The following is a 12,389-nucleotide window of genomic DNA, read 5'->3' on the forward strand; positions in this document are numbered from 1 at the left end:
TCTCGGATGATCAAGAATTCCATGAAATTCATGCAGGGCCCGTTGCGGGCCCTGTGCGTTTTGGCACTGCTGATTGTTTCTGTCCCGCTGAATGCGCAACAGTTGGGCATTCCGCAAACCGACGTGCTGACAATTTCCAGCGAACGGTTATTTGCGGATTCGGCCTTTGGTCTGCGTGTCTTTCGGGAAATCGAGGCCGAGAGCGCTCTTCTATCGGACGAAAACGAACGTATCGTTGCCGAACTCAGTACGGAAGAAAAAGAACTGACGAATAAGCGGGCTGAGCTTTCTGCAGAAGAATTCCGCCCTCTGGCTGAAGCATTTGACGAAAAGGTCCAATCGCACCGGGATAGCCAGCGCGCTAAACTCGACGTTCTGGCGCGCCGCGGAGAAGAAGCGCGCGGACAGTTTTTTGAGATGGCTCAACCGGTACTGATCGAGCTGTTGCGCGAATTTGGAGCATCCATCGTTATTGAGCGTTCGAACGTGGTACTGAGTTCGGATGCCTCAGACATCACTGATGCCGCCATTGCAAGAATAAACGCTGCAATCGGCGATGGGTCGACGCTTGAAAACGAGAACCGCGAATAGGCTGGCTTGCCCTTGGGAACGGGTATTGCTAACCACGCTTGAAAGAGACATCCAGAACAGGACATCCGCATCATGACCACGGAAACCAAGAGCGCCGACATTCAGCTGATCCAGCGTATATTGCCGCATCGCTATCCGTTTTTGCTGGTCGACAAGGTGGTGGAAATCGACGGCTATCAATCAGCGGTCGGCATCAAGAATGTCACCATGAACGAGCCGCATTTTCAGGGCCATTTCCCTGGAACTCCGATTATGCCGGGCGTGACGATTGTCGAGGCGATGGCGCAGACCGCAGGAGTTATGCTGGGGGTTGGCATGGACGTGATCGACAGCGAGCTGTTGATCTATTTCATGAACATCGACAAATGCAAATTCCGCCGCAAGGTAGTGCCCGGCGACGTTCTCGAAATGCATGTCGAAACCGTTCGTGGCAAGAAGGGCGGTAAGATCTTCAAATTCAGCGGCCGCGCGACTGTCGAAGGTGAAGTTGCCGCCGAAGCTGAATTTTCGGCCTATGTCGATTGGGACATGGAAAAAACAACATGAGCGGTATCCATCCCAGCGCCATTATCGAAGATGGAGCGCAGATCGGGCAAGGCTGTACGATTGGTCCATTCTGCCATGTCGGGCCGCAGGTCCGTCTGGGCGATCGGGTTGAATTGAAGTCCCATGTGGTTGTCACCGGAGACACCTCGGTGGGTGATGACACGGTGATTTTCAGCTTCGCCGTTGTCGGGGAAATCCCGCAAGACAAAAAGTTTGGCGGCGAAAACACCCGACTTGAAATCGGAGAGCGTAACCGCATTCGCGAGCATGTGACCATCAACACCGGAACGGATGGCGGCGGTGGTATCACCCGGATTGGCGATGATTGCCTGCTGATGGCGGGTGTTCATGTGGCGCACGATGTTCAGATCGGCAACCGGGTTATTCTGGTCAACCATGCGGGTGCTGCTGGTCACTGCATTATCGAAGATGATGTCATCGTTGGTGGTATCTCGGGGCTGCATCAATTCGTGCGCGTCGGTCGGGGCGCTATCATTGGCGCTCTGACAATGGTTCCGAATGACGTGATTCCCTATGGGTTGGTGCAGGCTCCTCGGGGCGAGCTGGATGGGCTGAATCTGGTTGGACTGAAACGACGCGGTGTCACGCGCGAAGATATCTCGGCGCTGCGGGCAGCATTCAAGGAACTGTCCGAAGGTGACGGCACCTTCATGGATCGCGCCCACCGCTTGGGTGAGGATGCCGAAAACGAATATGTGCGCCAGATCGTTGAGTTTGTGACCGGGCAAACTGACCGTTCGTTCCTGACCCCAAGGAAATAGCTCCATGTTGGCACTGATCGCAGGAACAGGAGCGCTGCCGGAGGAGGTAGTGGCGGCTTTGCCGAGCCGTCCGCTTATCTGCGCGTTGGAAGGGTTTGAGCCGGATACGCTGACCACTGAGGTCGTGTTCCCGCTAGAACAGCTGGGCAGTTTCATTGCCGATCTCAAAGCCCGTGGCGTAACCGAGATTTGCATGGCTGGGGCCGTGCGCCGTCCATCCGTGAACCCTGCGCGCATCGATGCAGCGACGATGCCGTTGGTGCCAATCCTGCAAAAGGCCATTATGGCGGGTGACGACGGCGCATTGCGCGCTGTCATTGGTATTTTCGAGGATGCCGACCTGACGGTTCGTGCGGCGCATGAGATCGCGCCGGAATTGTTGCCCCCCATAGGTACATTGACTGAGGCCCAGCCCTCTAAAGCGGATCATGCGGACGCAGATCGTGCTGCGGGAATCCTGCGCAGCATGGGGGCGGCTGATATCGGTCAGGCTTGTGTGGTGCTGAAATCCCAAGCGCTGGCGGTCGAAGGTATCTATGGAACCGCATGGATGCTGCAATCCTTGACACAACGCCCAGATGCAGGCGGCGGCATCCTGTTTAAAGGTCCGAAACCAGATCAGGACAGGCGCGCCGATATGCCTACTATCGGCCCTGATACAGTTGCGGGGGCAGTCGCGGCTGGCCTCTCGGGCATTGTGATCGAAAAGGGCGGTGTCATCGTCCTGCAGCGCGACCGCGTGATTGAAGAGTGTAACCGCCTCGGTCTGTTCCTCTATGTTCGCGAGCGTACGATCTGATGCGTGTCTTCCTGGTCGCTGGTGAACCCTCGGGCGACCGTTTGGGTGCAGCACTGATGGAAGGGCTCAAAACTCTGGTGCCAGAAGTGCAGTTTGATGGGGTTGGTGGGCCGCTGATGCAGGCACAGGGGCTGACAAGTCAGTTTCCCATGTCGGAACTCAGCGTCATGGGCCTGGTCGAGGTTCTGCCCAAGTACTTTCACCTGAAACGCCGTATCGCAGAAACTGCTCAGGCGGTTCTGGATAAGCAACCCGATGTGCTTATCACGATCGACAGCCCGGATTTCTCGCTCAGGGTTGCGAAGCTGGTCAAATCTTCAAGCGATATTCGAACCGTCCACTACGTAGCGCCCAGCGTTTGGGCCTGGAGACCGGGGCGCGCGGACAAGATGGCGAAAGTAATCGACCACGTTCTGGCGCTGCTACCGTTTGAGCCGCCTTACATGGAGCGGGCAGGGATGGAGTGTGACTTTGTCGGCCATCCGGTTGTCAACGAACCAATTGCCTCGGCCCAAGACATCCAACAATTCCGCTTGGCTCATGATCTGGGTGATGCCCCAATTGTGCTTGCTTTGCCGGGCTCTCGGCGGGGTGAAGTTGAACGGCTGGTTCCGATATTTGGCGATGCGCTGCGGAAATTCATGAAAGACCGAAAAGACACACGTTTGGTTGTTCCGACAGTCGCGCATATGGTTGATGCGGTTACCGAGCAGGTAAGAAATTGGCCGGGGCGGCCTGTGGTTGTTGATCCGCGACAGCTGCCTTCGGACGACGCTCAGGCGCAGAAACGGGCGGCGTTTGCTGCCGCTGATCTTGCTTTGGCGGCCTCGGGCACAGTGTCTTTGGAGCTGGCCGCACAGGCAACACCGATGGTGATTGCCTACAATTTGAATTGGCTCACGACGCTGATCGCCAAACGTATGGTCAAACTTGATACGGTGACTTTGGTCAATCTGGTCTCAGACACTCGCGCTGTGCCAGAGTGTTTGCTGGACGATTGCCAACCCGATAAGATTGCTGAGGCACTGGAACAAGTGGCAGCAACCCCTGACGCACAACGTCAAGCAATGGCAGCCACGATGGACCGCCTTGGGCGCGGTGGCGAACCGCCGGGCTTGCGCGCGGCAAAAGCTGTCTTAGACAGAATGAACGCGTGATGCTGGATCATGTGATCTTTGCTGCCTCTGCCTTTATGGCGCAGGTTCTGACCAACCTTGATAACCTTGCGGCGCTTGTTGCGCTCATGATGGTGTCCGGTCCGCGTCGGACTGTTACAGGGTTCTTGCTTGCGCAAATACTGATCATCGCAGCCGCCTTGTTGCTGGCATTGGGCGTTGATGATGTGGTGCCACATTGGGCCGGATATCTGGGCGTGATACCGCTTGGCCTCGGTTTGGTCGGAGCTATCCGTCAATTCCGAGGAGCAGAGACTGAAGAGGCCCCGAAAATATCTTCGGGCGCCTCAACGCTTGTAACGATGCTGCTGTTCATCAGCCTATCGATGGACACTTTCGCTGTCCTTGCACCTCTGTTGGCGGACTCGGCGCCCAGCTATCGGATTGCGGGTGTCACCGGCGCGTTGGTTGCAGCGATAACTCTAACCATGCTGGGGCTGATGGGCGCACGCTCTCCGATCATGACTGGCGGTTTTGCGCAGAAGCTTGAGAAGCTGGTGCCTTACGTGATGATCTGTGCCGGGATCTATATCCTCAGCAATTCGTGGACTGACGCGATTTAGTAACCGCGCCAGATCCAGCCGCCGCCAAAGATGCGGCTGCCGCCGGTTTCGTAGAACACGCAAGCTTGTCCCGGAGAGATGCCTTCTTCGGGTGTTAGTAACTCAACCTCGGCTGTTGTGTCTGACAGCGGGCGAACGATCGCCTCGCGCGGGGGGCGGGTCGAGCGGACCTTGACCGAAACATGCCATTTGTCTTTCGACATAAACGGTTCATCGCCAAGCCAGTTGATCTCACGCACAGGGACGTTTCTTGTGGCCAGCATCTCTTTGGGGCCAACAACAACCTGTTTCTTGTCGACGTCCAGCTTGACCACATACAGTGGATCACTGAGGCCACCGATCCCAAGGCCACGGCGCTGGCCGATGGTATAGTGGATCACCCCATCATGCTGCGCCAGCACGCGGCCATCAGCATGCACGATCTCACCTGGTTCAGCGGCACCTGGGCGCAGTTTCTCGATCACGCTGGCATAGTTGCCATTGGGCACAAAGCAGATGTCCTGACTGTCGGGCTTGTCTGCTACGGCAAGTCCATACTGCGCCGCCATCTCGCGCGTGGCATCCTTGGAAGGCAGATGGCCCAGCGGAAAGCGCAGGAAATCCAACTGTTCAGGCGTGGTGGAGAACAGGAAATAAGATTGATCCCGGTTCGCATCTTCAGCGCTGTGCAGTTCCGGGCCACTTGAGCCCATTTTGCGCTGAATATAATGACCAGTTGCCATGCAGTCGGCCTCAAGGTCCTTGGCGGTTTCCAGTAGGTCCTTGAACTTCACGCGTTCATTACAGCGGATGCAGGGCACTGGGGTCGCGCCAGCCAGATAGCTGTCGGCAAACTCGTCGATCACGGCATCTTTGAAGATGTTTTCATAGTCCAAGACATAGTGCGGAAACCCGCGCTCTTCCGCCACGCGGCGCGCATCATGGATGTCGATCCCCGCGCAGCAGGCACCTTTCTTGGCCAATGCCGCGCCGTGGTCATAAAGCTGCAGCGTCACGCCGACGACATCATAGCCCTGATCGGCCAGATAAGCCGCCACGACCGAGCTGTCGACGCCGCCCGACATGGCCACAACCACCCGCGTTTCCGAAGGTGGTTTGGCAAAACCAAGCGAGTTCAGCGGGGTCTCGGTATCGAGGGCCATGGGCGGTTCCAGTCCGGGTTAAAGAAGACCGGCAGAATATAAGAAAATTCTACACACTCTCAAGGGGCGGTTTCACACCCTTTTAAGTAGGCTGGATGCAGCTTTGTCGCAGCAGCAGAGGGTAAGAAAGATGTATTTGCACAAAGTGGAAGGTCCAAGGTCGGTCACCTTGCCGGATGGGAGCGTATTGACACGCGCCGATTTACCTCCTGCGGATACGCGGCGCTGGGTAGCCTCGCGAAAAGTCATCGTCGTGCGTGGTGTGCTGTACGGGCTGATTTCTCTGTCAGAAGCCAAAAAGCGCTATGGCATCAGCGATGAAGAATTCAATTCGTGGGTTTCAGCGGTCGCCGAACACGGAATCGACGCTTTGAAGGTAACGGCCTTAAAAAAATATCGACAACTTAAGGGCGAGGGTGAATAAATGATTCAACGGTAACGTCAGATTAACCATTTTTATCCAGGCTCAAATCAGTTGAAGAATTTGACCTAAATTGGAGCAGTAAGAAATGCGCATACTTCTTGTCGAGGATGATCCGACCACGTCCAAAAGCATCGAACTGATGCTGACACACGCCAATCTCAACGTGTATGCGACGGACCTTGGCGAAGAAGGTATCGATCTGGCCAAGCTCTATGATTACGATCTCATTCTTCTGGACCTGAATCTGCCAGATATGAACGGACATGAGGTACTGCGCCAATTGCGGATCGCACGGGTCGAGACACCGATCCTGATCTTGTCCGGCGCGGATGATACCGAAAGCAAGATCAAAGGCTTTGGATTTGGCGCGGATGATTATCTGACCAAACCCTTCCATCGAGAAGAGTTGGTGGCGCGCATTCACGCCATTATCCGCCGCTCTAAAGGGCATTCTCAATCTGTGATCCATACTGGCCAGGTGGCCGTCAATCTGGATGCCAAAACGGTTGAGGTGAATGGGAAGACCGTTCACCTGACCGGCAAGGAATATCAGATGCTGGAACTTCTAAGCCTACGGAAAGGCACGACCCTGACTAAAGAAATGTTCCTGAACCATCTATACGGCGGCATGGATGAGCCGGAACTGAAAATTATTGACGTCTTTATTTGTAAGTTGCGCAAGAAACTCAGCAATGCGACCGGCGGTGAGAATTACATCGAGACGGTCTGGGGCCGTGGATATGTCCTGCGGGATCCTCAAGCGAACAACATGGGTGAAACCCGCATTGCTGTGGGTGCTTGACCAAATCTGACAGCTGCCGTCGTTGGTCCGGGGCGGTAATTCCACTCGCGTCTCAGCACAACACTGGACCTGACCATGGCCTCGTCCTATCACTGGGTTTCAAGACGACGTGACAGGGCGGGGCCATGAGCGATACCACTGCAATCGCAGATCTGACAAAAGATGAAGCGCAGGACGAGCTGGCCCGGCTAGCCAAGGAATTGCTGCGCGCGAACCAGCTGTATCACACTGAAGATGCGCCGGAAATTTCGGATGCAGACTATGATGCCCTCAAGCGTCGCAATGCTGAAATTGAAGCCCGATTTCCGGATCTGAAACGCTCCGACAGCCCTTCTGAACAAGTTGGCGCGCGAGTCTCAGACGGGTTTGCAAAGGTGGCTCATGCGGTGCGTATGATGTCACTTGGAAATGCCTTCGATGACTCCGATGTTACTGATTTCGATCGCTCGATTCGTAAATATCTGGGGTTGGGGAACGAAGCACCACTTGCCTACACAGCTGAGCCGAAGATTGATGGGCTGTCGCTCTCATTAAGATATGAACAGGGTGCACTCGTGCAGGCGGCGACCCGAGGGGATGGCGAATCCGGTGAGAATGTGACGGCAAACGCACGTACGGTTTCGAATATTCCGCACCAAATCAAAGGCGCACCAGACGTTCTTGAAGTGCGTGGTGAGATCTATATGTCTCATGACGATTTTGACACATTGAACACGCGGCAGGCCGAAACTGGTGGGAAAACCTTTGCAAATCCACGAAACGCGGCCGCTGGCTCGCTCCGCCAACTGGATTCCGAAATAACGCGGTCGCGGCCGCTGAAGTTCTTTGCATATGCCTGGGGAGAGCTATCTGAGCCTTTGGCTGAGACACAGATGGGCGCGATTGAGCGGCTCAAAGCGTTCGGTTTTCAGGTCAATGCGCTGACGCAGCGATGTGCGACAACCGGAGAAATGCTGGATCATTATCGCCAGATCGAAGCTCAGCGCGCGACTTTGGGCTATGACATCGACGGGGTTGTTTACAAAGTTGACGATCTCGCCCTGCAGGCTCGTCTTGGCTTTCGCTCAACGACGCCGCGTTGGGCGATTGCGCATAAGTTTCCTGCCGAGCTTGCCTGGACCCGGCTTGAAGCGATCGACATTCAGGTCGGCCGGACCGGAGCGCTCAGCCCGGTTGCGCGTCTGCATCCGGTGACGGTAGGCGGGGTGGTCGTATCAAACGCAACCTTGCATAACGAAGACTACATTGCAGGACGGGACGCAAAAGGCGGGACAATTCGCGCTGGCAAGGATATTCGCATCGGTGATTGGGTTCAGGTCTATCGTGCAGGTGACGTCATCCCGAAGGTTGCAGATGTCGATCTGACGAAGCGACCCGATGATGCGCAACCCTATGTTTTCCCGACGAAATGCCCGGAATGCGGTAGCGACGCAATCCGGGAAGAAGGTGATGCGGTCCGCCGCTGCACTGGGGGCCTGATTTGTCCCGCACAGGCCGTTGAAAAACTAAAACATTTTGTATCGCGCAAAGCGTTCGATATCGAAGGGCTCGGCGCGAAACAGATTGAGATGTTTTACGGCGACCCTGATCTGCCGATCAACACGCCAGCCGACATTTTCACGCTGCAAAACCGTGATGCCGGAAATCTTACTCGGTTGAAGAATCGCGACGGCTGGGGAGAGACATCGGCCAGTAACTTGTTTGCAGCGATCGATGACAAGAGCACCATCCCTTTTGCCCGTCTGTTGTTCGCACTCGGGATACGCCATGTGGGCGAGGTCGGCGCGCGTGATCTGGCATTGTTCTACCGAGATTGGGATCTGATGGCCGCAGCGATTGACGCGGCACGACCGGCCGCCTTTGCGCAGCGCGCCGCCGATCAGGCGGAAGATGCTGAGAGAATTGCCGCCGCTGAGGAAGGTCGCCGCGCGCGGGTCAAAGAAGCTCGGGATGCAGCGCTGGCCGGTCTAAATGTCCCGACAAACGCCGCAGGCGCGTGGAGCGATTTGATTGGAATTGACGGTATTGGGGCCACACTGGGCCTTTCGCTCTCTGACGCGTTTGCCAACCCAGACGAGCGCGCGGCATTTGATGACCTGCGAAAGCACCTTACAATTGTTCCTCCGGATGCGCCGGCCTCGGTCAGTCCGGTTGCCGGGAAAACGGTCGTGTTCACCGGAACGCTGGAAAAGATGACGCGTGCCGAGGCCAAGGCCCGCGCCGAAGCCTTGGGGGCCAAGGTATCCGGCTCGGTCAGTCAGAAAACTGATTTGCTGGTGGCGGGCCCGGGCGCTGGGTCCAAGGCCAAGAAAGCCGCTGATCTGGGTATCGAAACCTTAGATGAAGACGGCTGGCTTCAACTGATCGGCGATCTATGAGCGGCAGGCCCGAGCAACTTTTTCCGCTCTTCGCAGGGCTTGAAACACTGGATGGTGTGGGGCCGAAAACAGCGCAGCTTTTAGGCCAGTTGGGGATCGAGTCGCCACGTGATGTATTGTTTTCGCTGCCCTATGCGGTGATCGATCGGCGGCGACGCGATACGATACAGGGCGCCAACCTTCCGACGACATTGACTGTTGAGGTCACTATAGGGACGCATCGACCGCCTCGAAACAAAGGAGGCGCGTATCGTATCCATGTAGAAGACAGCCAGGCAGATTTTCAGCTGGTGTTTTTTCATGCCCGGGGGGATTACCTGAAAAAGTTACTGCCACAGGGCGCGCGCCGTGTTGTTTCAGGAAAGCTTGAGCTGTTCGATGGCATGGCCCAGATGGTTCACCCCGATCATATGGTTGCGCCTGAAAATGCAGGTGATCTGCCTGAGTTCGAGCCGGTTTATCATCTGACCCAAGGCGTGACGCAGAAGACAGCCTATAAAGCCGCGCAAAGTGCATTGGCGCGGGTGCCTGATCTGGCCGAGTGGGCGGACCCTTCTCAGGTCGCACAGCAGAACTGGCCGGACTGGGCGTCAGCCATGCGTAAAGCGCATCACCCGAGGGGCGCGGACGACGTTGCACCTTTTGCGCCTGCACGTGAGCGATTGGCCTATGATGAGTTTTTTGCCCATCAATTGACCTTGGCCCTTGCGCGGCAGCGTGAGCGAAAGGCGCGCGGGATGGTCAGCCTTGGCACCGGAGCGCTGCAATCCAAGGTGCTGGCCAGCCTGCCATACCGACCAACTGGCGCACAGACACGCGCAGTTAAAGAAATCTCGGCGGACATGGCGTCGGAGACGCGAATGAACAGGTTGCTGCAGGGCGATGTAGGGGCCGGGAAAACTCTGGTCGCTTTCATGGCGCTGTTGGTCACGGTCGAAGCAGGCGGGCAGGGGGTGATGATGGCCCCGACCGAAATCCTTGCGCGGCAGCATCTTGAAGGGCTGCGCCCACTGGCGGAAGAGGCCGGAGTCGTTCTGGAAATCTTGACCGGGCGCGACAAAGGGGCCGAGCGCCGCGCAAAATTGGCGGCTCTGAAGCAGGGGAATATTCAGATTTTGGTTGGCACCCACGCGGTGTTTCAAGAGGATGTCGAATTCAAAGCCTTAAGGCTGGCCATTGTTGATGAGCAGCATCGTTTTGGGGTCCGCCAGCGAATGGAGCTGTCCGAAAAAGGCCAGCGCGCGGATGTATTGGTCATGACCGCTACGCCGATACCGCGCAGCCTCGCCTTGGCTCAATACGGCGACATGGACGTCTCTGTTCTGGATGAGAAACCTCCGGGACGAAAACCGATCAAGACCGCGATTGTCAGCACTCAGCGTATGGATGAAGTTGTCGCCCATCTGCGCGGCGCGATTGATGCGGGTAAGCAATGCTATTGGGTGTGCCCCTTGGTGGACGAATCCGAAGTTTCGGACCTGACTGCAGCTGAAGAACGGTTCAAACGGCTGCGCGCGATCTTAGGGGATGATGTGGTGGGTCTGGTGCATGGTCAGATGCCGCCCTCCGAGAAAGATGCAGCCATGGCAGCCTTCCAAAGCGGTCAGACTAAAGTGCTGGTTGCAACTACCGTCATCGAGGTTGGCGTCAATGTCCCGAACGCCACGATCATGGTGATTGAACGGGCCGAGATCTTCGGACTGGCGCAATTACACCAGCTACGGGGCCGTGTCGGACGAGGCGAAGACGCCTCGACCTGTTTGCTGATGTATCAGCCTCCGCTCAGTGAAGGCGGGCGTAAGCGGCTGGAAGTTCTGCGTGAGACCGAAGATGGGTTCCGTATCGCAGAGACCGACTTGCAGATGCGCGGCGCAGGCGATTTGATCGGAACTGCGCAATCTGGCCTGCCAAAATTCCGGATCGCCGATCTCGAACGGCAGGCCGGACTAATGGCCGTGGCGCAATCAGATGCGCGCGCACTGTTGGCATCTGACCCCCAACTGACCTCGGATCGGGGGCAGGCGGCGCGTGTTCTTTTGTGGCTGATGAAGCAGGATCAGGCGATCCGTTTGATATCAGTGGGTTAGGAAGATAATCCCACAAAGTTCACAAATGTTCTCAAAAAGTTCTTTACCGACTCGTTAAAATATGAGAACAAAAGGTCAACAAAGGATTAATCCCGTCCGGAGGTGAGACCATGCTGAGCCAGATCAAAACTGCCTTTACCCGCTCGCAATCTACAATTTTGCAAGATGCAGCGGGCGCGGTTTCACTGGTCGTAATGTTGGTGGTTGCCCTTCACCTGCCAAGCGGGTTCTAGGCCTTTCTGCCTGCGATCTCGTGCCGATCACACCGCGCTTGTCTCCCCGTCATGATCAAGGGTGACCTGCCTGTCCCAATTCCCTTGAAGGGGCCTGCCTCGGCCCCGTGCGGTAATCCGGACCCTACATGAGAAACGCATGACTTGCCGCCGCCCTTTCCGCCCGGAAGGTGCGGCGGTTCTTTTTACAGCTCACCGGTTTTGATAATCTCAATCGTCGCAGACAGCACTGAATTCACCGCGACGGATGCCAGGATCATCCCCATCACGCGGCTGATGATCGCTGCGCCGGAATGCCCGATCAATCGAATGATCGGTTCGGCCATCAGCATCAGAACAAATGCAATGGCAATTACGGCCAGCATTACCAGCGCCGTAATGCTCTGATCGGCGACGCTATAACGGTTATTGTCAGTCAGAACCACAATCGCCAGCATTGCACCGGGTGATGCAAGTGAAGGGACGGCCAATGGAAAAATAGCCGGATTGGTTTTGTGCATTTTGTCATCCAGGTCTTCCTCGGCCTGGCGCTGCTCTATCACCTGTTTGCTTTCGCCAAAAATCATGGTCAGAGCAAACAGGAACAGAATGATCCCGCCTGCCACCTGGAACGAATTTAAACCGATATCCAAAGCTTCGATCACAAGTTGCCCGAAGATCAGAAAGAACATCAGAATGCCTGCGCTGACCAAGGCCGCAAGCAGGGCGGTTTTGCGCCGCGCACCGGCAGCGATCCCGGCGGTGACAGCGATAAAGACGGGGATGGTGCCGATCGGGTCGATCACGACCCACAGCGTCACAAAATGTTCCAGCAAATTGTTCACGTAAGCCCCCCAAATCCAGTTGGGGGCACCCTATACGGCTTTG

Annotated in this window: 13 protein-coding genes; 11 read left to right on the plus strand and 2 right to left on the minus strand. The window is 56.3% G+C overall.

The annotated features are described in order from the left end of the window. Positions 1 to 6 precede the first annotated feature (6 nt). From ACR0B3_RS02695 to ACR0B3_RS02720, 6 genes are all read left to right on the plus strand, one after another. Positions 7 to 591 (plus strand): OmpH family outer membrane protein, encoded by a 585-nt coding sequence (locus ACR0B3_RS02695; protein WP_480807737.1) that lies wholly within the window; start codon positions 7 to 9, stop codon positions 589 to 591. Positions 592 to 663: 72 nt separating this feature from the next. Then, positions 664 to 1,137, plus strand: a complete 474-nt coding sequence (fabZ, locus tag ACR0B3_RS02700) for a 3-hydroxyacyl-ACP dehydratase FabZ (RefSeq protein ID WP_480807738.1) — start codon at positions 664 to 666, stop codon at positions 1,135 to 1,137. Further along, positions 1,134 to 1,919 carry an acyl-ACP--UDP-N-acetylglucosamine O-acyltransferase gene (lpxA, locus tag ACR0B3_RS02705; protein ID WP_170683926.1) on the plus strand — a complete coding sequence of 262 codons (786 nt, stop codon included), beginning with the start codon at positions 1,134 to 1,136 and terminating at the stop codon, positions 1,917 to 1,919. Before fabZ ends, lpxA begins: the two co-directional genes overlap by 4 nt. Before the next feature lie 4 nt (positions 1,920 to 1,923). Continuing rightward, positions 1,924 to 2,718, plus strand: a complete 795-nt coding sequence (locus ACR0B3_RS02710) for an LpxI family protein (RefSeq protein ID WP_480807739.1) — start codon at positions 1,924 to 1,926, stop codon at positions 2,716 to 2,718. Then, the gene (gene lpxB / locus ACR0B3_RS02715; RefSeq protein ID WP_480807740.1) at positions 2,718 to 3,875 is read left to right on the plus strand and encodes a lipid-A-disaccharide synthase; all 1,158 of its coding nucleotides are present in this window, start codon (positions 2,718 to 2,720) and stop codon (positions 3,873 to 3,875) included. The genes ACR0B3_RS02710 and lpxB overlap by 1 nt, the downstream gene beginning before the upstream one ends. After that, positions 3,875 to 4,456, plus strand: coding sequence for a cadmium resistance transporter (locus ACR0B3_RS02720; RefSeq protein ID WP_480807741.1), 582 nt, complete (start codon positions 3,875 to 3,877; stop codon positions 4,454 to 4,456). The genes lpxB and ACR0B3_RS02720 overlap by 1 nt, the downstream gene beginning before the upstream one ends. Here ACR0B3_RS02720 and mnmA read toward each other — a convergent pair. Further along, complete coding sequence (gene mnmA / locus ACR0B3_RS02725; RefSeq protein WP_480807742.1) at positions 4,453 to 5,598, minus strand: tRNA 2-thiouridine(34) synthase MnmA; 1,146 nt, start codon at positions 5,596 to 5,598, stop codon at positions 4,453 to 4,455. The two genes, ACR0B3_RS02720 and mnmA, sit on opposite strands and share 4 nt — an antisense overlap. A 130-nt stretch (positions 5,599 to 5,728) precedes the next feature. On the opposite strand from mnmA, the gene sciP reads away from it, so the two are divergent. From sciP to ACR0B3_RS02750, 5 genes are all read left to right on the plus strand, one after another. Next, positions 5,729 to 6,022 carry a CtrA inhibitor SciP gene (sciP, locus tag ACR0B3_RS02730; RefSeq protein ID WP_170584386.1) on the plus strand — a complete coding sequence of 98 codons (294 nt, stop codon included), beginning with the start codon at positions 5,729 to 5,731 and terminating at the stop codon, positions 6,020 to 6,022. Positions 6,023 to 6,107: 85 nt separating this feature from the next. After that, positions 6,108 to 6,824: a response regulator transcription factor CtrA gene (gene ctrA, locus ACR0B3_RS02735; RefSeq protein WP_170683913.1), complete on the plus strand. Its 717-nt coding sequence runs from the start codon at positions 6,108 to 6,110 to the stop codon at positions 6,822 to 6,824. Positions 6,825 to 6,949: 125 nt separating this feature from the next. Next, on the plus strand, positions 6,950 to 9,202 hold the full coding sequence (gene ligA / locus ACR0B3_RS02740; RefSeq protein ID WP_480807743.1) for an NAD-dependent DNA ligase LigA: 2,253 nt from the start codon (positions 6,950 to 6,952) through the stop codon (positions 9,200 to 9,202). Then, a complete protein-coding gene (recG, locus tag ACR0B3_RS02745; RefSeq protein ID WP_480807744.1) occupies positions 9,199 to 11,289 on the plus strand; it encodes an ATP-dependent DNA helicase RecG in 2,091 nt (696 codons plus the stop codon). The genes ligA and recG overlap by 4 nt, the downstream gene beginning before the upstream one ends. A 110-nt stretch (positions 11,290 to 11,399) precedes the next feature. Next, on the plus strand, positions 11,400 to 11,522 hold the full coding sequence (locus ACR0B3_RS02750; RefSeq protein WP_010440002.1) for a hypothetical protein: 123 nt from the start codon (positions 11,400 to 11,402) through the stop codon (positions 11,520 to 11,522). A 185-nt stretch (positions 11,523 to 11,707) separates the two neighbouring features. Here the strand turns inward: ACR0B3_RS02750 and ACR0B3_RS02755 are convergent, their stop codons facing one another. Then, a complete protein-coding gene (locus ACR0B3_RS02755; protein ID WP_480807745.1) occupies positions 11,708 to 12,346 on the minus strand; it encodes a MarC family protein in 639 nt (212 codons plus the stop codon). Between the last annotated feature and the right edge of the window lie 43 nt (positions 12,347 to 12,389).

Source organism: Ruegeria sp. CE9 (genome assembly GCF_056537425.1).

Bases quoted from the DNA above. Each gene is read 5' to 3' on its own strand.
- ACR0B3_RS02695 (WP_480807737.1), top strand. From the start codon at position 7: ATGATCAAGAATTCCATGAAATTCATGCAGGGCCCGTTGCGGGCCCTG.
- fabZ (WP_480807738.1), top strand. From the start codon at position 664: ATGACCACGGAAACCAAGAGCGCCGACATTCAGCTGATCCAGCGTATA.
- lpxA (WP_170683926.1), top strand. From the start codon at position 1,134: ATGAGCGGTATCCATCCCAGCGCCATTATCGAAGATGGAGCGCAGATC.
- ACR0B3_RS02710 (WP_480807739.1), top strand. From the start codon at position 1,924: ATGTTGGCACTGATCGCAGGAACAGGAGCGCTGCCGGAGGAGGTAGTG.
- lpxB (WP_480807740.1), top strand. From the start codon at position 2,718: ATGCGTGTCTTCCTGGTCGCTGGTGAACCCTCGGGCGACCGTTTGGGT.
- ACR0B3_RS02720 (WP_480807741.1), top strand. From the start codon at position 3,875: ATGCTGGATCATGTGATCTTTGCTGCCTCTGCCTTTATGGCGCAGGTT.
- mnmA (WP_480807742.1), bottom strand. From the start codon at position 5,598: ATGGCCCTCGATACCGAGACCCCGCTGAACTCGCTTGGTTTTGCCAAA.
- sciP (WP_170584386.1), top strand. From the start codon at position 5,729: ATGTATTTGCACAAAGTGGAAGGTCCAAGGTCGGTCACCTTGCCGGAT.
- ctrA (WP_170683913.1), top strand. From the start codon at position 6,108: ATGCGCATACTTCTTGTCGAGGATGATCCGACCACGTCCAAAAGCATC.
- ligA (WP_480807743.1), top strand. From the start codon at position 6,950: ATGAGCGATACCACTGCAATCGCAGATCTGACAAAAGATGAAGCGCAG.
- recG (WP_480807744.1), top strand. From the start codon at position 9,199: ATGAGCGGCAGGCCCGAGCAACTTTTTCCGCTCTTCGCAGGGCTTGAA.
- ACR0B3_RS02750 (WP_010440002.1), top strand. From the start codon at position 11,400: ATGCTGAGCCAGATCAAAACTGCCTTTACCCGCTCGCAATCTACAATT.